Consider the following 20,460-nt stretch of genomic DNA (forward strand, 5'->3'; position numbering starts at 1 on the left):
TTTCATACTTTTTTCTAATTTTAAGCTGATTAAATTCATATTATCTCGGTACTATATGTACATGGTCATCGAAGAGATGATACATAGTTTTATCTAAAACGAGGTGAACCACATGAAGAAACATCCATTTCTAGCTATCGCCGGTGTATCAGTAATCGCTACTGTTTGCGGTAAGATGGTTAAGAACCACAATGCAAAGAAACTATTTAACTAAAATAAAAAAACAAAAACGATCAAATTAAAAACTATTAAAGAGGTATTCAAATATGACAGAATATACAATTAAAGGCTTGCATAAGCAAGCCTTTTTTGATGTAATCAATTTAACTGTATACTAGTAATTAGGTAAGATTTCAGGGGAGTTTAAAATGAAAAAGAATCGTATCGTATATTATTTAGGTGCTTTTGGAATCAATTTAGTTATTATTTCGTTAATATTTTGGTCAAATGGCTTAGTTCCATTGGGAAATAATAATTTTTTAACTAGTGACTTGGGAACACAGTATATTGCTTTTTTGACTGAGTTACGTCGACAACTGGTCAATGGAAACTTGCACTTGTATTTATTCAGTCAGTCGCTGGGTGATAATTTCTTTCCGATCATTAGCTATTATTTACTATCACCGTTCAATCTGTTATTAGTATTATTCAAGGCTCAGGCGGTACCAGTAGCAGCTGATGTCATTATTATGCTAAAGATATCGGCCATGGGAGTGTCGATGGCATATTTTTTGACACAATATTTTAAGCAATCACGTCCTTCAAACTATATCTTTACGATAGCTTATAGTTTTTGTGGCTTCGTAGCATCGTATTTTTATGATTTGATGTGGCTGGATGCATTGATCATGTTGCCCATTGTAGCAGTTGGTGTCATGCGTGTTATTCAACAGAATAAATATGTTCTATATTATTTTTCGATATTATTTTCGATTATATTCAATTACTATCTTGGCTATATGCTCTGTATTTTCTCTGTTTGTTTCTTTATCTACTTGTCATTAGAAAACAATTTAATGAGTCAACGTACTCGTTTTGTCACTATCGCCAATTATTTGGCGACATCAATTTTGGCAGGATTGAGTTCGGCGGTGGTATTAGTTCCTACATTAGCAGGAATGCTGAAGACTGCGAAGACTTCGTTTAATGGTTTTAACTATTTGCCTTCTGCGAGATTTGGTCTGGAAGCTTTTACACAATTAGGGATTGGCGGTAATACATTTATTCAACGTCTGCATCATGGCCCGTCAGTCTTTATGACTTCAACTGTTTTGATATTATTGCTTAGTTACTTTTTCAGTAACCGTGTATCAAAGTCTGACAAGAGCCATTCACTGTTCTTGATTGGGATTTTATTGGCAAGTATGTTTGTGACTACTTTCAATACTATCTGGCACATGTTCCAAAATCCGGCAGGATTTCCATTTAGAAATAGTTTTATTTTTTCATTTGTCTGTATTTTTGTTGCTCACAAGGCATTCTCTGCAGGGGTATTCAAGGATAAGGTCGCAATTATTAAGGCCACTTGTACGGCTGGAATATTGATTTGCATTGGTTATACGACAGAATGGCTGATTCCTAAGCTCATTGAAAGAATGCATTACGAAACACCTGATAATGCCTACAATGGTTATTATTTCTGGCTCAGTTTGATTTGCATAATTGTATCAGGAATATTAATAATCTTATTTAATAAAAATAAATACTTTGGAATTCTTATTTTATTGATGATTTCTTTTGAATCTTTTGCAAATTTCAATTCTGTACTTGATACTGCATATTTGGGTAATCAAAAAGTATACAGTCGCCAATATAAGCGTGAGAATAATATTTTGAAGGAAGTTAAAAAAAATAGTGCTCCAGGTCATCGGATTATTGTTTCTAAGTCAGGGTTAAACAAGGCCTTTCCTGAACAATACAATAATTACAACGATCCAGTTCTGTTTAACATTAATGGAATGAGTCTTTATAGTTCAACACTAAATCAAGATACAATGACGATGATGAACAATCTAGGCTATTTTAGTTACAACGTAAGAAGAATAAGTTACTTTGGTGGAACTAATATTACTAATACATTATTTGGAGTTCATTACAATATCAGTCAATTGGATAATAAATATATTGTTAACGAGCATTACGATGCACCGACTTTAGGCTTTCTTGTTAACAAAGACGTCTATGATTTCCAAATGATTTCAAAGCGTGCTTTGGACAATCAGAATCGTCTTTGGCAATCATTGAATGGTACAAAAACTCAATATTTAAAGAATGCATCTATTATGACAATGTCACAAAATGACGTAAAAAAGCGAACAATGTACACTTATCAGTTGAAAACTGAAACAACTGGACCGTTATACTTCTATGTATCACCATTCAATTATCATGCATCAAGAATCTATGTTAATGGCCGACGTCTCAATACTCCACAAGTTCAAGTTCAAAAGGCAGCCGTTATGGATCTCGGTAATTTTAAGAAAAATGAATCTATTGAAGTTAAAATATTGACTAGCAAACCGCTAGAAATAAATCCAAGTTACTTCCGTTCACTAGATTATGATGAATACGAATCTACGATTGATAAGTTCAAGAATAACTCATTGAAGGTCAGTTCAAATCTTAATCACGATGTCGTTAAAGGAACTATTAATGTTAAACAAAGTTCACCACTATTGTTGAGTGTTCCATATGACAATGGTTGGAGTGCTTATGATAATGGGAAAAAAGTTAAGATTCATAAAGTTGTTGATGATTTGATGGCGATAGACTTAGATAAGGGCTACCATAAGGTAGAATTAAAATATCAAGTTCCTGGTTTGAAGTTAGGCTGGATTATTTCAGTTATGTCAATGCTGATTTTTGCAATTTACTTGCGATTTAATAAGTATTTGAATAAAAAATATAGTAAAATATTTATGAAATAGCTAAATATTATAAAATAAGTCTTTTGATTTTCAATATTTAGCTAAATGTTATAAGATTTTACTATGAAACGCTTACATAAAGAGATGAGGTGCAGAAATGTCAAATGAATACATTATGGCAATTGATGAAGGGACTACGAGTACACGTGCGATTATTTTTGATAAACAAGGAAGTAAGGTCGCAGATGCTCAGCGTGAGTTTACACAGCATTTCCCTGAACCGGGTTGGGTAGAGCATGATGCCAATGAAATTTGGAATGCTGTTCAATCAACGATTGCTAATGTTTTTATTGAATCTGGAATCAAACCAAACCAAATCAAAGGTATCGGTATCACCAACCAACGTGAAACGACTGTGATTTGGGATAAGAAAACTGGATTACCAATTTATAACGCCATTGTTTGGCAAAGTCGTCAGACAACAGATATTGCTAATAAGCTCAAAGAAGACGGCTATGATGATATGATCCACGAAAAGACGGGATTATTGATTGATTCATACTTTTCAGCAACAAAGATCCGCTGGATTCTAGATCATGTGGAAGGTGCTCAAGAGCGTGCTGAAAAAGGTGAATTATTATTTGGAACAATTGACAGTTGGTTGCTATGGAAGCTGACAGGTGGTGCCACTCACGTTACGGATTACTCAAATGCAAGTCGTACAATGCTATTCAATATTCATGAACTGAAGTGGGATCAGGAGATTTTAAAGGCTCTAAATATTCCTGAAGTAATGCTTCCAGAAGTGCGTCCTAATTCAGAAGTTTACGGTAAGACTAAGGATTATCATTTCTACGGATCAGAGGTTCCAATATCTGGTATGGCGGGTGACCAACAAGCTGCCTTGTTCGGTCAAATGGCCTTCGAACCAGGAATGGTTAAGAATACATATGGAACTGGTGCCTTCGTTGTGATGAACACTGGCGAGACACCACAGTTATCAGATAATAATTTGTTGACGACGATTGGTTATGGAATCAATGGCAAAGTTTATTATGCACTTGAAGGTAGTATCTTCGTTGCTGGATCAGCCATTCAATGGCTACGTGATGCGATGAAGTTAGTTGATTCAGCTCCGGAATCAGAAGAAGCTGCTATTAGTTCTCACGATGATGATGAAGTCTATGTAGTTCCTGCCTTTACTGGCTTGGGAGCTCCTTACTGGGATTCAGATGCTCGTGGTGCGGTCTTCGGATTAACACGAGGCACAACTAGAGAAGACTTCATTAAGGCAACGTTACAATCACTTGCATATCAGTCACGTGATGTTATTGATACGATGAAAAAGGATACCGGCATTGATATTCCGACATTAAAGGTCGATGGTGGAGCTGCTAATAACAAATTTTTAATGCAATTCCAAGCTGATATTTTACAAACACCAGTTCAACGCGCTAAGGATTTGGAAACCACAGCTCTTGGAGCTGCATTCCTTGCTGGATTAGCTGTTGGCTACTGGAAAGGCTTAGATGAAATCAAAAAAGATTATGCTACTGGGGCTACTTTTAAACCAGAAATGGACAAGAAACGCTCAGATTATTTGTATGAAGGTTGGCAACAAGCAGTTAGTGCCACTAGACAGTTTAAGCATAAAGCTATTAAATAGAGATAATTAATAAATTAATAATTACGAAAGGTTTAATTATGTAAGTGATTAAACCTTTTTGGTGTTATTAGATGCTGTGAGGATAAAAATGGTTAAAAAAGAATATATACTTGCAATCGATGAAGGTACAACTACTGCTAGAGCAATTATCTTTGATCATAGTGGTAGAAAGGTTGCATCTTCTCGTCATCCAATTCGTCAAATATTGCCAAATCCTGGTTGGGTTGAACATAATGCTACAGAGATTTGGAATGCTGTACAGACGACAATTGCGACTACTTTGATCGAATCAGGTATCAAACCAGATCAAATCGATTCAATCGGTATTGCTAGTCAACGTGAAACGACTGTGATTTGGGACAAAAAAACAGGATTGCCAATTCATAATGCTATTGTCTGGCAAAGTCGACAAACTTCAGACCTCGCTAATGATTTGATCAAAAATGGTTATGAAGAAGAGATTCACAAGAAAACGGGATTAATTGTTAGCCCATATTTCTCAGCCACAAAAATTCGTTGGATTCTGGATCACGTTGATGGCGCACAAGGACGTGCTGAAAAGGGTGAGTTGTTGTTTGGTACGATCAACACGTGGTTGTTATGGCAATTGACTGACGGTGAGAGTTTCTTGACAGATTATGCTAACGCCAGTCGGACGATGCTTTACAATATCAACGACCTCAAATGGGATGATGAATTACTAGAATTGTTTAATATTCCTAGAGCAATGTTGCCTGATGTTAAATCTAATTCTGAGTTGTTCGGTGTAACCAAGAATTATCACTTCTATGGTTCTGAAGTTCCTATTACAGGGATGACAGGATCACAGCAAGCGTCGTTATTTGGACAAATGGCTTTTGAACCAGGGATGGTTAAGAATACTTATGGTACAGGGGCCTTCGCTGTGATGAATACTGGCAATAAACCGGCATTGTCTGATAATAATCTATTGACGACAATTGCTTATGGACTCAATGGTGAGATCACTTATGCTTTGGAAGGTAGTATTTTTGTTGCCGGAGCTGCGTTACAGTGGTTACGCGATGGGATGAGGATCGTCAAACATACTCCAGATACTAATGCGGCCGCTAAAAGATCCATTAATCATAACGAGGTTTATGTTGTGCCGGCCTTTTCTGGATTGGGTGCTCCATATTGGGATGACAAGGCTCATGGTACAGTCTTCGGTATCACTCGTGGAACAACTGATGATGATTTCATTAAAGCTACTCTTCAAGCTATTGCGTATCAAACTAAAGATATCATTGATACGATGAGCTCTGATTCGGAAATTCCGATTGAAGTTTTAAAGGTCGATGGTGCCGCGACGGCTAATGATTATTTGATGCAATTTCAATCAGATCTTTTAGGTATTCCATTGCAAGTATCTTCTGAATTGGAAACAACTTCTTTAGGTGCCGCGTTCTTAGCAGGATTAGGAAGCGGTTATTGGAAGGATTTGGAAGATATTAAAAAGAACCATCAAACTGGCACAATTTATGAACCAAAGATGGACGAAACTGTTCGTAAAGATCTCTATGACGGATGGCGTGAAGCTGTTGCAGCTACGATGGCATTCAAACATCGTAAGTAGGTAGTGCTGTTTAGAACTTGTTTTTTAAATAAAATAATCATAGTTATACTTCCATAAATAAGAGTTCACATTAAAGGGCTCTTATTTTTATTTGTTGATATAACAACATTTTTGAACTAAATATTAAAAAACTTTTGACAGAAGTGTTCTGAGAGTTTAATATAAACCTATCGTTGTGTAATGTGAGGAGAGATTTTTTAATGGATGAAAAGAAGAAAGACCGAGGTTTCTTCGGACAACCCGTCGGTCTGCGAACTTTGTTCTTAACTGAATTCTGGGAAAGATTCAGTTATTATGGTATGCGTGCCATCTTACTTTTCTATATGTACTATGCAATAGATAAGGGTGGACTTGGAATGAACCAAGTCACGGCCGCATCAGTTATGTCTATCTACGGTTCACTGGTTTATATGTCTAGTGTTATCGGTGGATACATCAGTGATAGAATCCTAGGAGCCAGAAAGACTGTTTTCTGGGGTGGTGTCTTGATCATGCTTGGTCATATCGCCTTGTCATTCCCATTGGGGGAAGCTGGATTATTCCTTTCGATCGGATTGATCACTATCGGTACTGGTCTATTGAAGCCAAATGTTTCTGAAATGGTTGGTGGATTGTATACAGACGACGATCCTCGTCGTGATTCTGGTTTCAGTATTTATGTTATGGGTATCAACTTGGGTTCACTTATTGCGCCTCAAGCTGTTAACTCAATGTGGCATAACTTCAGTTTCCACGCTGGATTCTCATTAGCTGCTATTGGTATGTTTATCGGACTTATTGTTTACTGGTGGGATGGCAAACATCTTCCAGATACAAGTTTGAAAGCTCCAGATCCAATCTCAGGTCCAGAATTGAAGAAATTCTACAAACGTGTTACTTATGGTATTATCGCTTTGATCGTTATTGTTGCTATCATGGCCTTTGCCAGTGCATTAACAGTTGATAACTTCATTATTATTCTTAGTGTTCTTGGTATTGCATTGCCTGTAGGTTATTTTGTAATGATGCTTACAAGTAAAAAAGTTACCAAAGTGGAACGTTCACGTGTTGTTGCTTATATTCCATTGTTCATTGCTGCCGCTATTTTCTGGGCAATTGAGGAACAAGGATCAGTTGTTCTAGCATTATTTGCTGCGGAACAAACACAATTGCACTTCTCTAGTTTCAGTATCTCAGCTCCACAATTCCAGATGCTTAACCCATTCTTTATCATCATTTATTCACCAATATTTGCATGGTTATGGCTTAAGTTAGGTAAGAGACAACCATCTTCACCTTCTAAGTTCTGGATGGGTCTAGTGGCAACTGCCATTTCATACTTTGTTCTTATGATTCCTTTGGTAGGTCTAAGTTCAAATGGTAAAGTTAGTCCACTATGGCTAGTTCTAAGTTGGGGAATCATTGAAATTGGTGAAATGTTGATTTCACCAGTTGGTTTGTCAGCCACAACTAAATTGGCTCCTAAGGCCTTCTCATCACAAATGATGAGTATGTGGTTCTTAGCCGATTCAGCTGGACAAGCTGCCAATGCGCAACTTGTTAAATTATTCGAACCCGGTAACCCAAGTAATGAAATGATGTTCTTTGGTGTTACAGGTGTTGTAACTCTTGTTGTTGGTGTTGCCTTGGCATTACTTGTGCCTAAGATCAAGCCATTGATGCAAGGTGTTAACTAGAATTTTAATTTAGGAACAGACCGTCATGGTCTGTTCTTTTTTTATATAGATTATGAGAACCTGAGTGTATATCTATAATTGATATTATTATGAGTTCGGTTCGTTGGTTTGTGGTATAACAATCAAATTTATCCGGAGGAGGGCAGGAATGTAACTAGCTGTGAAAATGGCGTTAGCTGACGTTTTTTGTCAGCTTAGGCCATGGGTCGAACTTGTAGACGTGTGAACTTCGCGGCTTCAAGTCGAGTCGGAAGCCCGTACTGTGACCCCACAGCAGGTGGAATCCCTGCCGTCCGTAGGAGAATATCACTACTAATTATTAATATCTAAAAAAAGTTTTAAAAAGACTTGAAATGTCTAAATATTTTCGGTAATATTATTAAGTCGAGTAATGACAAAGACATGGAGGGGTAGCGAAGTCTGGCTAAACGCGGCGGACTGTAAATCCGCTCCTTCGGGTTCGGTGGTTCGAATCCACTCCCCTCCATTAATTGGGTTATAGCCAAGCGGTAAGGCAACAGGTTTTGATCCTGTCATGCGCTGGTTCGAATCCAGCTAACCCAATACCTACAAAAAAGGGCCGATTTTATCGGTCCTTTTTTTTATTATTTAGTAGAACTACGGTATAATCATTCTATTAGTGCATAAAAGCACTTAACGGCTCAAAAGGAGAATTTCAAACATGAGAGTTCCAGTTTACATTCAAATACATAATCGAATCAAAAAAGAAATTGAATCAGGCAAATGGGCAGTGGGGGAGAGAATACCTTCAGAGCGCAAATTGGCTGAAGACTTTGATGTAAGCCGCATGACTCTCAGACAAGCAATTCAAACTTTGGTAGATGAAGGAATCTTACAGCGACAGGTTGGTTCAGGTACTTATGTATCCAGCAGTAAAGTCCAAGAAAAAATGTCCGGTACAACTAGTTTTACCGAGATTACTGAAGGACAAGGTAAGAGGCCTTCTAGTAAGACTGTTTCATATCACATCGCTGATCCTTCAATGAGTGAAATGGAAAAACTTAAGCTCGCTGAAGGTGATCAAGTTTTACGAATGGAGAGAATTCGTTACGCTGATGATCAACCGATTTGTTTCGAAGTGACAACAATTCCTACTACTATAGTTAGCGATTTGGATAAGGAAGACATAACGTCTTCATTGTACAAAGCCTTAGAGAATAAAGCCGGCTTGCGCTTAGGCAATGCTACACAGACTGTATCAGCTATGCTATCTTCAGAAAAAATTGCTACACTATTGAAAGTAAAGCGTGGTTCAGCAATCCTACGCTTACGTCAAGTAACAACGCTAGACGACGGACGTCCGTTTGAATATGTTCGTTCACAATACGCTGGAGATCGTTTTGAATTTTATCTAGAAAGATAAGATCAAATATTTTTTTTCAACGTAATTTAAGGTAATATAGTAACAAGCCGTTTTAAAATATTTAGCTGGGAGTCACTTATGCAGAGCTTTGTAAAAAAATATAGTATCTTCTTGATGCTATATATCGTATTTCAACCGATATTGGATTCAATTACGGGTTTGATGATGCGAATGAACATGAATGTTACATTTGGTGTTTTCATTCGTATGATTGTCATGGCTGTAACGGTCCTTTATCTACTGATCTACTTAATATTAAATCGTGATAATAAAAAAGGCTTCATGATAATCGGCTACTTTGTCATATTGGCATTAATGTCGGCAATCAGTTTAGTCGTTAACTTTAAGGCAAAAACACTTTTTGTTCCATCGCTAGAATTAACAACGCTAGCAAAGAGTCTGTACTATCCTGTAATGTTATTGGGATATTTCTATGCATTTGAAGAATTAGCTGAAGATAGAATCATTAATAGATTCTTCCCCAAAGCAATTTTTTATGCGATCAATATTGTCAGTGTCATTATGATAGTTGCACACTTTACTGGTAGTTCATTTAGTTCGTATTCATACTACAAACTAGGTGAGAGTGGCTGGTTCTATGCCGCTAACGAATTGAGTGCCATTGTTTCAATCGCATTTCCAATTATGATTTGGTATGCACTAGAAAAAATTGGCACTTGGAGACGAGTATATTATTGGATAACAATTATCTTGGCAGTATATTCCGCCTTGTTAATCGGGACTAAGGGTTCACTAATTGCTGTGATCTTCGGAATTTGCATGGGTATCTTGTCTACAGTAATACAATTCTTTAGACACGGTGCTAATAAGAAGCTGATGGCTTTCTTAGCTGGTATATTGGTTATAACGCTTGGTGGTATCTTCTTAGCTTACCCAGCAATGGCGGTCTCCAGGACCGCAGAATTGCACAGTGAGATGATCAAGTATAAGAAGAAGAAAGCTAAAACCAAAAAAGGTCTGACTAAAGACCAAGAGAAATATGTTAAGACTAATAAGACTGTTTCATATTTATTAAGTGGCCGTACAGTTTACTTTGAAAATGCGTCACACAATTTCTCGAAAGCAACACCTGCCCAAAAGATTTTTGGAATGGGTTATGCAACAAACTTCAAGAAAGTTAAGAATGCTAAGTTGGTTGAGATGGATTACATTGATATCTTCTTCCAATTCGGATATTTAGGTACGATCGTCTATATGGCGCCATTGATATATTGCTTGATCTACTTGATAGGAGCGTTCTTTAGGAAGTTCAAGTACATGTGGTCATTCAAATGGTCCTTATTGGTTGCTAGTGTTGCATTAGGATTTGGTATGGCACTTCTGACAGGACATGTAATTGAAGCACCGTCAGTAAGTATTTACTTTGTTTCGATATTGGCATATGCAATGTTCAATGCAAGAATATTTTTAAGAACGAATGATGATCCTTATACGATCGGTGTAAATGAATAAAAATAAAAAGAACTTGGAAATTATTTTTCCGAGTTCTTTTTTTCTGCTTTTATTAATCTCATATATTTAGGAATAGCTAGCATACGTCCGAATCTAGTTGGTTCTTTCAGTAGACGATATAACCATTCCAAACTTAACTTTTGGAATATTTTAGGTGCGCGCTTCTTAGTTCCAGAGAATACATCGAAGCTACCACCGACACCGATCCAAATAGCGTCATTTTGATAACGATACTTGTCGATGAAGAATTCTTGCTTGGGTGATCCAAGTGCAACTAAAATAACATTTGGTTTTTTAGCAACAATGTCATCAACTATTTCTTGATCGTTTTTGAAATATCCATCGTGATAACCAACTAAGTCAATTTGCGGGAAGTCACGTTCGATACGCTTAGCACTAGCTTCAATAACTTCTGGTTTAGCACCAAGAAGATAAACTTTGAGTTGTTTTCTGTTAGCAGTTTTTATTAAAAACATCAAAGTATCAAAACCAGTAATACGTTCGTGCATTGGAGTGCCCAATGTTTTAGCGCCTTTGATAATTCCTATACCGTCAGGAATAACATAATCGGCACTGTTGATTATATTCGAAAATTCTCGATTCTCACGGGCCGAAAGAACAATTTCCGGATTAGGTGTAACGATGAAGCGATTAGATCTACCGTCCATGTCATCACTCAAATACTTATGAAATTGTTTCTCAGTATAATTGTCAAATTCTGTACCCAAAATATTTACTCTATTCTTGTGCATACCGTTCTCCTTTACTGTATTATTATACACGAGAAAGATTAATTTGAGAGGTGTGCTATGCGGGTTTTACATATTAATGCTGGTAACGAAGACGGCGGAGCAAGAACTTATATTGTTAACTTGATGAAGGGACAAAAACTAACTCATACTGAGTCTAGTTTGCTAACTTTTGAAGATGGTCCGGTTGCCAAGATGGCACGTGAAAACAACTTACAAGTTGCCGTAATGCCTCAGAAGCAACGTTTTGATTTATCAATATTGAAGCCATTGATTGCATATATTGATAATAATAATATTGACATTGTTCACACCCACGGTCCTCGAGCCAACTATATCGTTTTGTTGATCCATAAGAAAATCAATGCTAAGTGGGCAATCACTGTTCATTCGGATCCAAGAATTGATTTTTCGGGATTAAAGGGTAAGGTGATGCTCAAGCTTAATCTTCATGCATTGAAGCAGGCGGATTTTCTTTTTTACATGAATCCAAGTTTGAAGTCTTACTTTGAGAAGTTAAAAATTCCAGATGATAAGTTATTTGAAGTTTTCAATGCTATTGATTTTTCGAAGTCTAATCCACTTCCTATCAGGCATAATACGTTTAATATTTTGGAAGTAGCTCGGTTGGTTGAGGTTAAGAATCACAAGCTATTATTGAATGCCTTGAGCAAGGTTAAATTCAGTTATCGTTTGACACTGGTTGGTGATGGTCCTTTGATGTCAGAATTACAAAAGATGGTCAAAGAACTGGGGATTGATGAGAAAGTTGAATTTGTTGGTTTCAAGGAGAACACCGGCGACTATTATGAAGACTGCGATATCTCTATATTGACATCTAAGTCCGAAAGCTTGCCGACGGTTTACTTAGAATCGGCTTATTATGGACGTCCCGTAGTTGCGACAAATGTTGGTGCGACTGACAAGATCATCAATAATAATACTGGCTGGTTAGTTGAATCAGAGAACGAAGATGAGCTTATTGCGGCTTTAGAGGATGCGTATAATGACTGGAGAAGTGATACTTTGAATAAGAAGGGGTTGGCACTGTATCAAGAGAGTCGCGAGAATTACTCAATTGAAAAATTAGCCGAATTAGTCGACAAAGGGTACAATTTACTTTAAGTATTCATGTTAAAATAAATACTGTAAATTTTGTTAACATAAAAAATCAAGGAGACATGATGACCCAATACCAAGACGAAGGTTTAACTCTACATACTGATTACTATGAATTGAATATGATGTATACATACTGGAAGAAGGGGCTTCACAATCGTCAGGCGGTTTTTGAATGTTATTTTAGAAATCTGCCTTTCGATAATGGATATGCCATTTTTGCTGGTTTGGAACATGTAATTGATTATCTAAACAATCTTAAGTTTTCAGATTCAGATATTGAATACCTACGTGAATACGGAGAATTCGATGAGGACTTCTTGCGCTGGCTAAAGGATATGACTTTTAACTGTACAATCCGTTCGGCCAAAGAAGGAGACTTGGTCTTCAATGAGGAACCAATTTTTCAAGTGGAAGGTCCATTAGCGCAATGCCAATTGATCGAAACCGCTATATTAAATATTATTAATTATCAAACTTTAGTAGCAACTAAAGCTGCTAGGATCAAGACGGTCTGTGGCGATGACCCTGTTCTAGAGTTCGGTTCACGTCGCGCGCAAGAAGTTGACGCTGCAATTTGGGGTAGTCGGGCTTCTTATATTGGTGGATTTGACGCTACAAGCAATGTATTAGCCGGCAAGCTGTTCGGCATTCCTATTTCAGGTACACATGCCCATGCATTAGTTCAGACGTATCGTAACGAATATGAGGCTTTTAAGGCATATGCTGAAACACACAAGAATTGTGTCTTTTTAGTTGATACATATGACACTCTTAAGAGCGGTGTTCCTAGTGCTATCAAGGTTGCCAAGGAAATGGGTGACAAGATCAACTTCCAAGGTGTCAGAATTGATTCTGGTGATATGGCTTATATCTCGAAGCGTGTTCGTGAACAGTTGGATGAAGCTGGCTTCACTGATGCCAAAATCTATGCATCAAATGATTTGGATGAGAAGACTATTCTTAACTTGAAGATGCAAGATGCCAAAATCGATGTCTGGGGTATCGGTACTAAGAACATCACAGCCTTCGATCAACCAGCTCTTGGCGCAGTATACAAGTTAGTAAGTATTGAAGATAACCGCGGGAACATGATGGATACTCTGAAGTTATCAAGTAATGCAGTTAAGATTTCTACCCCTGGTAAAAAACAAGTGTGGAGAATAACTAATAACCAAAAGAATAATAAATCTGAAGGTGACTACGTTACACTTTGGAATGAAGATCCACGCAAGCATTCATCACTATATATGTTCCATCCACAATATACTTACATTAATAAAACAGTAGAAGATTTCCAAGCTGAACCACTGTTACACGATGTATTTGAAGATGGTAAGCAAGTATATCAAAGTCCAAGCGTTCAAGATATTAGAGCTTACTGTGCTAAGAATCTTGATTCCTTGTGGGATGAGTACAAGCGTATCTTGAATCCACAAATCTATCCAGTTGACTTGTCATCGAAACTTTACAGTCATAAGATGAAATATATCGAAAAGATTCGTAACGATGTAAATAACATTAGAATAGGTGACTAACAAATGAGACCACTCCAAAAAGAAATCATTAAATATGAAGGTACAAAGCCAGAAATAGACGTCGAAACAGAAATTCGTCGTTCAGTTGATTTCTTGAAGAATTACTTATTAAATCATGATTTTTTAAAAACACTCGTATTAGGGATTTCTGGTGGACAAGATTCTACCTTAGCTGGTAAATTATCACAAATGGCAATGACTGAATTACGTTCTGAAACTGGTGATTCAGATTACAAGTTCATTGCTGTCCGTCTTCCTTATGGTGAACAAGCTGATGAATCAGATGCTATGCAAGCCATTGAATGGATGGATGCTGACGTTGTCTCACGTGTTAATATTAAGGATAGTGTGGATGCTATGGTCAGCGCAGTTGAAGCCAATGGATTCAATATAACTGATTTCAACAAAGGTAACATCAAGGCTCGTACCCGTATGATTGCTCAATACGCGATTGCTGGTGACAACAAAGGTGTTGTTGTTGGGACTGATCATGCGGCTGAGAATATCACTGGTTTCTACACCAAGTTCGGTGACGGTGCGGCCGATGTTACACCATTGTTCAGACTGGACAAACGCCAAGGCCGTGCTATGCTAGAAAGGTTAAATGCTCCAAAGAACCTTTATGAGAAGACACCAACGGCTGACCTTGAGGAAGATCGTCCAAGCCTTCCAGATGAAAAAGCTCTTGGTGTATCTTATACAGAGATTGATAACTATCTTGAGGGAAAAGATATTCCTGAAAAGAGTGCTGAGATTATCGAAAACTGGTACAAAAAAACTGCGCATAAGCGTAGAACTCCGTACACTGTTTTTGACAAATAGTCAAACATAACGGATTTCATATTTGGACATTCATTTTTTTGAATGTCTATTTTTGTAATTAGACAAGATATGATAAAATGTGCACAAAGAGGTGTTTAAACATGAAGAAAAATATTTTATCCTTAATGAAACCAGAAGTTGTAGCAATCAAGCAACAAGATATCTTTAAGTTTAATGCCCGTGCCAAGGCTATACCGGGTGTTATCAACATGACTATCGGTGAACCAAGTTTTAATACGCCGGATCACATTAAATTAGCTGCAATCAAAGCAATTGAAGATAATAAAACTCATTACACCGTCCCTGAAGGCGATCATGAGTTATTGAACGCTGTTTCAAGTTACTTACATGTTAAATATGATCTGAATTATGATCCAGAGTCTGAAATCATTGCGACTACAGGTGTTACTGAAGGCGTGTTTTCTGCTTTCAATGCTATTCTGCAACCTGGTGATGAAGTATTGATTCCATCACCATCATTTACGATTTATGGACCGGATGCTAATTTTAACCAGGCAACACCAGTTTATATTGATACTTCTAAGACGGGATTCAAGGTTACGCCAGACGTCTTGGATGAGATCATGCGAACACATCCAAAGATAAAAATTTTCTTATTTAATTATCCAAGTAATCCAACCGGGGTAAGTTATACTCACAATGAATTAGCTGGATTAGCAGATGTATTAAGAAAATACGATGTCTTTGTATTAAGTGACGAAATTTATAGTGAATTGACTTATAATTTTAAACATGAGGCATTCGCCAAGTTCTTACCTGAACAAACGTTATTACTGAATGGATTGTCAAAATCTCACGCTATGACTGGCTGGAGGTTCGGAGTGGTTTGTGGACCAGCTGAAATTATTTCGCAGATAAATAAGATTCATGAATTAGCTACAACGTCGATCACTTCGATTACACAGGCCGCCGCACTAGAGGCTTATAAGAACGGATTGGATGATCCAATTAAGATGCGTGAAGAGTATTGTCAAAGACGTGATGTCCTTGCCTCTGGATTAACCAAATTAGGCTTTGAGTGTCCTAATCCAGATGGCGCCTTCTATCTATTTGGTAAGATTCCTGAAGGACTCGAACAGGATGATGTCAAATTATGTTTCGATATTTTGGAACAGGAACATTTAGCTATTCTACCTGGTAGTTACTTCGGAATTGGTGGGGAAGGCTATATCCGCTTCAGTTATGCTTCAAGTATGGAGAATATTGAGGGATGTATCAAAAAGTTGGGTGAATACGTGGCAACACATATCCACACCGACGAAACTGCAATGTAATTGTAGTTAGAGGAACGAGAGGGAACTATGCTTAACAAATTTCAAAGTGTTATCAGTAAGATTGTTTTAGTTTGTGTTGCGATATTCACGTCTGTAGTTTTTGTACAGATGGCAATTTATTTTGGTAAGAGTGAATTAACTTATGAACCAGTATTGAACATACTGGTTCTTATTTGTGCAATTATATTAGTTCTATTAGCAGCATTAGTGCTGATTCGAATCTCGGACGCTGATCCAATCAAGAATCGATTGATCTTATTCAGTTTGATTTCTGTCTTCGCAATTGTGGCAATCATCTGGATCAAATTAGTACCGCAAACTCAAGTTAGTGATTTTAGTGCTTTTTGGAGTAATACTCCTGGAGCCTTGAATGGTAAATCTATTTACCACATGGATAATGATTATTTTGCTAAATGGGCATATCAGACAGGTTTCTTAGTCTATGTTATGGCAGTTGTGAAAATATTTGGTCATCATATTATTGCTATTCAATTATTAAACGTTTTGTATCAAGCGTTGATCTTATTAGTAATGTATCAACTAGTTGTTAAAATATTCAACAATGTTAAAATGGCACGTTTGTCAGTCTTACTGTTGATGATCGACTTGGATTGGTTTGCTTTGAATAGTCAAACTAATAATCAATATCTTGGTATGTTGTTGTTCTTAGTAACGTTCTATTTGATTATGTTGAATAAGTACTGGTCATTTGGATTAGCGGGGCTAACTCTGGGATTTGGTAGTATTATTCGTCCAATTGGACCAGTTGTTATTGCAGGTATTGTAGTATTCGCTATTGTTTATTTCTTACTGAATAATAATAAGTTTCATATAGATGGCGTTTGGAAACTACTATTCACTTTAGCGATTTATTTTGTCATCTTCAGTGGTGCTAGTATGGCTATCAAGTCATCAGGTCTGAATGAATATGGATTATCTAACCGAGATTCAGAATGGAAGTTTGTAATCGGTTTGGACTACAATTCTCGAGGCGTGTATGACCAGGCGATGGTTGACCGTTTTAACTTGAAGGACACTAGGGATACTATGAGCAAAAAAGAGTATAGTGTAATTCATGAGAATATTAATTATTTAAATAGTAACCACAAGTGGATAAGCTTGTTGTGGAGTAAGAATAGCACCCTGTGGGCACAGAATTCAACGGCGACAGATTTCACTGGATTTGATAAAATACATTCTGCTAAGGCTACGGGGTTGATGAGGAAGATGGCATACATGGGAACTGTTATTTTAATAATCTTCTCATGGATTGGTTCATTACAATTATTTAAAATAAAATTTAGTAATAATATTTATTTATTATTACTAACATTAATGGCTTATGCTGTCGTGCAATTATTTATCGAAGTACAAGGAAGATATCGACTTGAATTTATACCGGTAATTGCTATCTTGGGTAGTGTTGGATTATACACAGTTGTGAAGTTGATAAGTCAAAGATGGAGGGGGAATCAAACGCACAATGTTTAAATTGAGTATTGTTGTGCCTTGTTACAATGAAGAAGAGGTACTCCATGAGACGACCAAAGAATTAACCAGAATAGTTACTAACTTGATCAAGTCAGAGAAGATTTCTTCGAACAGTAAAATTGTTTTTGTGGATGATGGTAGTAAGGATCATACTTGGAATTTAATTGATGAGTTTTCCAAAGAAAATGAGATTGTTAGTGGTGTCAAATTGAGCCGTAATTTTGGCCATCAAGGAGCGTTATTGGCTGGTGTTACAGCTGCTTCAAAGGATTCGGATGCAGTTGTTACAATTGATTCTGATTTACAAGATGATGTGAATGCTATTCCAAAGATGGTCGATTCATTCATCGCCGGTTCAGAAGTTGTCTATGGTGTTCGTAACAATCGTGATACCGATAGTGCTTTTAAACGTAATACGGCTGAGATGTTTTACAAGTTTATGGGATGGTTAGGTGTTAAGTTAGTGCCTGACTCCGCAGATTTCCGCTTAATGAGTAAACGTGCTTGTGAGGTGTTACTGAGTTACAAAGAGACTAATTTGTTTTTACGTGGAATCGTGCCATTAGTTGGTTTCAAATCTGACAAAGTGTATTATGCTAGAAAAGAACGTTTTGCCGGTGAATCAAAGTACCCATTGCGGAAGATGATCAGGTTTGCTTTGGATGGAATTACATCGTTCTCAATCGTGCCAATAAAAATGATTATGGGATTAGGATTCTGCATTGTTTTGATCAGTATTTTTTTGTTGATCTATACATTGATACAGAAGATAAATGGACATGTTGTATCCGGATGGTCATCAATGATGATATCGATTTGGGCACTAGGTGGCGTTCAACTGATCTGTATCAGTGTCATTGGGGAATATGTTGGTAAAATATTCAACGAAGTAAAGCATCGTCCAAGATTTACCATTGAACGTGATGTTTATACCGAAAAGACTTTAAAAGAAGAGGAAAAATAATTATGAATCAAACACAAAAGAAAGCCATGCTTTATGGTAATTTGATCAATAACTCTGTTCAAACCATTCAAGATGAACAAGATAAATTGAATCCTGAATTTGACAAGCTGCGTAATGCACTAGACCGTGACCAAGTAGAAAAAATTGATGCTGTTGAATACACAAAAATCATGCATGATTTCAAACATGGAACAGATGCATACGCTGATATTTTAAGTAAATTTGAAAAGGCTAAAGCACCTGCAAGATTCATGGGAACACACATGTCATTAGTAAGTTCATTTAAAAAATACGTTGAAGCTTGTCAAGAAATGACAGATAGTATTAATGAAGATCAAACAATTGATCGTAAAAAGTTCAATGAAGCAGAACAGATCCAAGATGAAAATATGGATAAGTTCTCTAAGTATATTCAGAAGATGACACAAATCTAATGACTGATGAAGAATTAACAATTCTGATCAAAAAGGTTTCCCAAGAAAATTTTGGGAAACCTTTTGTTCATCAAGCCTTCTTTAATAATCGTTTACGAACGACCGGTGGAAGATTTCATCTGAAGGATCGGCATATTGATATTAATCCCAAAATTTATCAAGCGTATGGAATAGACACATTGATAGGTGTAATCAAACATGAATTATGCCACTATCATTTATACAATTCAGGAATGCCTTCACAACATAAGAATCGTGAATTCAAAGTGTTACTGGCACAAGTAGGTGGTTTAAGATTTGCTCCAGCAATGAATAATTCTAATCAGCATAAGATATTGCATGTCTATGAATGTAACAATTGCCATACCATTTATCAAAGGGTTCGTAAGATAAATACTAGAAGATATGTCTGTGGCAAATGTCATGGCAAACTAAAATTTATAAAAAATATAGTGTCTGAGTAATATTTATTAAACAACTACTTGTAATTGAATTTAATGAAATGTAGAATATTACTTGTACGTCAGCAATGCGGGTATGGCGGAATTGGCAGACGCGCAAGACTAAGGATCTTGTGGAGAATTATCTCCGTGGAAGTTCGAATCTTCTTACCCGCATAAATATCAAAAATAGAAATGCTTAATTGCATTTCTATTTTTTTGTTCTCTAAAAAGTAAAATTATTTACTTTGACCACTAAAATTGGTTCTTTAAAAACTCAATAATAAGTTGATTTATGTTCAAAAATAGTCTACAAAATGTACAATAATTATAATTTTAAAACTAAAATTTAATTTTTTGTATGCAAATCTTTTGTATTTTGATATTAATTCGAATAAACTCGGCTGTAATCTAAGATAAAGGAAGACAGAAAAATGAAAAAGAAAACTATTATCGCAGTGATAGTATCTTTGCTTCTCCTTGGATTTTCTACAATGAATTACAGTAGCGTTAAAGCAGAATCGGTCACTAGTGCTGGGTATTATGCAGAAATCAGTGCTGATCCCGGAGAGTTATATAGTTCAACTGGTAGTAATTTACATGAGACTTTACCATACAAGAGTACTTGGAAAATCGGTCATATTATTAGTGAATCAAACAATACACAATTATATCGTGTAGGTTCTGACGAATACTTAAGTTCACAACAAAGTTTTTTGTATCAAAAACGCCCTGAAGTAATTGGTGTTTCTGATGCAAGTGGACAAGTACCGGTTTATAATCACAATTTTGTAGAGAGCTCCGAAGTGGCTCTTAAGTCCAATACATATTGGTATTCAGATACGGTTATTTATACTTCATCAGGTATGCCATTTGCCAGAGTTGCTTCAGATGAATATGTGCCATTTTATGAAGTAACTTCGGAGAGTTTCACACAAGTATTCTAGC

General features: G+C 36.6%; 16 protein-coding genes and 3 tRNA genes. 18 read left to right on the plus strand and 1 reads right to left on the minus strand.

Annotated elements, in window-relative coordinates:
* The first annotated feature begins 368 nt into the window (after window positions 1-368).
* The 8 genes from EKM68_RS07995 to EKM68_RS08030 all read left to right on the plus strand — a co-directional run bounded on the left by EKM68_RS07995 (window position 369) and on the right by EKM68_RS08030 (window position 10,660).
* Window positions 369-2,927 carry a YfhO family protein gene (locus EKM68_RS07995; protein ID WP_125589578.1) on the plus strand — a complete coding sequence of 853 codons (2,559 nt, stop codon included), beginning with the start codon at window positions 369-371 and terminating at the stop codon, window positions 2,925-2,927.
* Window positions 2,928-3,024: 97 nt separating this feature from the next.
* A complete protein-coding gene (gene glpK, locus EKM68_RS08000; protein ID WP_125589580.1) occupies window positions 3,025-4,533 on the plus strand; it encodes a glycerol kinase GlpK in 1,509 nt (502 codons plus the stop codon).
* Between the two features lie 88 nt (window positions 4,534-4,621).
* Window positions 4,622-6,127, plus strand: a complete 1,506-nt coding sequence (glpK, locus tag EKM68_RS08005; protein WP_125589582.1) for a glycerol kinase GlpK — start codon at window positions 4,622-4,624, stop codon at window positions 6,125-6,127.
* Window positions 6,128-6,327: 200 nt separating this feature from the next.
* The gene (locus EKM68_RS08010) at window positions 6,328-7,803 is read left to right on the plus strand and encodes a peptide MFS transporter (RefSeq protein ID WP_125589584.1); all 1,476 of its coding nucleotides are present in this window, start codon (window positions 6,328-6,330) and stop codon (window positions 7,801-7,803) included.
* Between the two features lie 404 nt (window positions 7,804-8,207).
* A tRNA-Tyr gene (locus EKM68_RS08015) sits at window positions 8,208-8,290 on the plus strand.
* A gap of 5 nt (window positions 8,291-8,295) precedes the next feature.
* Window positions 8,296-8,367, plus strand: a tRNA-Gln gene (locus EKM68_RS08020).
* Between the two features lie 118 nt (window positions 8,368-8,485).
* Complete coding sequence (locus EKM68_RS08025; protein WP_125589587.1) at window positions 8,486-9,187, plus strand: GntR family transcriptional regulator; 702 nt, start codon at window positions 8,486-8,488, stop codon at window positions 9,185-9,187.
* A 78-nt stretch (window positions 9,188-9,265) separates the two neighbouring features.
* Window positions 9,266-10,660: an O-antigen ligase family protein gene (locus EKM68_RS08030; RefSeq protein ID WP_125589590.1), complete on the plus strand. Its 1,395-nt coding sequence runs from the start codon at window positions 9,266-9,268 to the stop codon at window positions 10,658-10,660.
* Window positions 10,661-10,680: 20 nt separating this feature from the next.
* Here the strand turns inward: EKM68_RS08030 and EKM68_RS08035 are convergent, their stop codons facing one another.
* Entirely contained in the window at window positions 10,681-11,412 is a 732-nt protein-coding gene (locus tag EKM68_RS08035; protein WP_125589592.1) for a WecB/TagA/CpsF family glycosyltransferase, read from the minus strand.
* A gap of 57 nt (window positions 11,413-11,469) precedes the next feature.
* Here EKM68_RS08035 and EKM68_RS08040 point away from each other — a divergent pair, with 57 nt between their 5' ends.
* The 10 genes from EKM68_RS08040 to EKM68_RS08085 all read left to right on the plus strand — a co-directional run bounded on the left by EKM68_RS08040 (window position 11,470) and on the right by EKM68_RS08085 (window position 20,459).
* Window positions 11,470-12,534: a glycosyltransferase family 4 protein gene (locus EKM68_RS08040; protein WP_125589593.1), complete on the plus strand. Its 1,065-nt coding sequence runs from the start codon at window positions 11,470-11,472 to the stop codon at window positions 12,532-12,534.
* 56 nt (window positions 12,535-12,590) lie between these two features.
* Window positions 12,591-14,066 carry a nicotinate phosphoribosyltransferase gene (locus EKM68_RS08045; RefSeq protein ID WP_125589595.1) on the plus strand — a complete coding sequence of 492 codons (1,476 nt, stop codon included), beginning with the start codon at window positions 12,591-12,593 and terminating at the stop codon, window positions 14,064-14,066.
* Between the two features lie 3 nt (window positions 14,067-14,069).
* Window positions 14,070-14,888, plus strand: coding sequence for an ammonia-dependent NAD(+) synthetase (gene nadE, locus EKM68_RS08050; RefSeq protein ID WP_125589598.1), 819 nt, complete (start codon window positions 14,070-14,072; stop codon window positions 14,886-14,888).
* Window positions 14,889-14,989: 101 nt separating this feature from the next.
* Complete coding sequence (locus EKM68_RS08055) at window positions 14,990-16,183, plus strand: aminotransferase class I/II-fold pyridoxal phosphate-dependent enzyme (protein ID WP_125589600.1); 1,194 nt, start codon at window positions 14,990-14,992, stop codon at window positions 16,181-16,183.
* A gap of 27 nt (window positions 16,184-16,210) precedes the next feature.
* A complete protein-coding gene (locus EKM68_RS08060) occupies window positions 16,211-17,674 on the plus strand; it encodes a glycosyltransferase family protein (protein ID WP_125589601.1) in 1,464 nt (487 codons plus the stop codon).
* The gene (locus EKM68_RS08065; RefSeq protein ID WP_125589604.1) at window positions 17,667-18,638 is read left to right on the plus strand and encodes a glycosyltransferase family 2 protein; all 972 of its coding nucleotides are present in this window, start codon (window positions 17,667-17,669) and stop codon (window positions 18,636-18,638) included. Before EKM68_RS08060 ends, EKM68_RS08065 begins: the two co-directional genes overlap by 8 nt.
* Window positions 18,639-18,640: 2 nt before the next feature.
* Entirely contained in the window at window positions 18,641-19,072 is a 432-nt protein-coding gene (locus EKM68_RS08070) for a hypothetical protein (protein ID WP_125589606.1), read from the plus strand.
* Window positions 19,072-19,536: a SprT family protein gene (locus EKM68_RS08075; RefSeq protein ID WP_125589608.1), complete on the plus strand. Its 465-nt coding sequence runs from the start codon at window positions 19,072-19,074 to the stop codon at window positions 19,534-19,536. Before EKM68_RS08070 ends, EKM68_RS08075 begins: the two co-directional genes overlap by 1 nt.
* A 67-nt stretch (window positions 19,537-19,603) precedes the next feature.
* A tRNA-Leu gene (locus EKM68_RS08080) sits at window positions 19,604-19,689 on the plus strand.
* A gap of 257 nt (window positions 19,690-19,946) precedes the next feature.
* Window positions 19,947-20,459 (plus strand): hypothetical protein, encoded by a 513-nt coding sequence (locus EKM68_RS08085; RefSeq protein ID WP_125589610.1) that lies wholly within the window; start codon window positions 19,947-19,949, stop codon window positions 20,457-20,459.
* Window position 20,460 lies beyond the last annotated feature (1 nt).

Source organism: Companilactobacillus jidongensis (assembly GCF_003946575.1).
GTDB lineage: Bacteria > Bacillota > Bacilli > Lactobacillales > Lactobacillaceae > Companilactobacillus > Companilactobacillus jidongensis.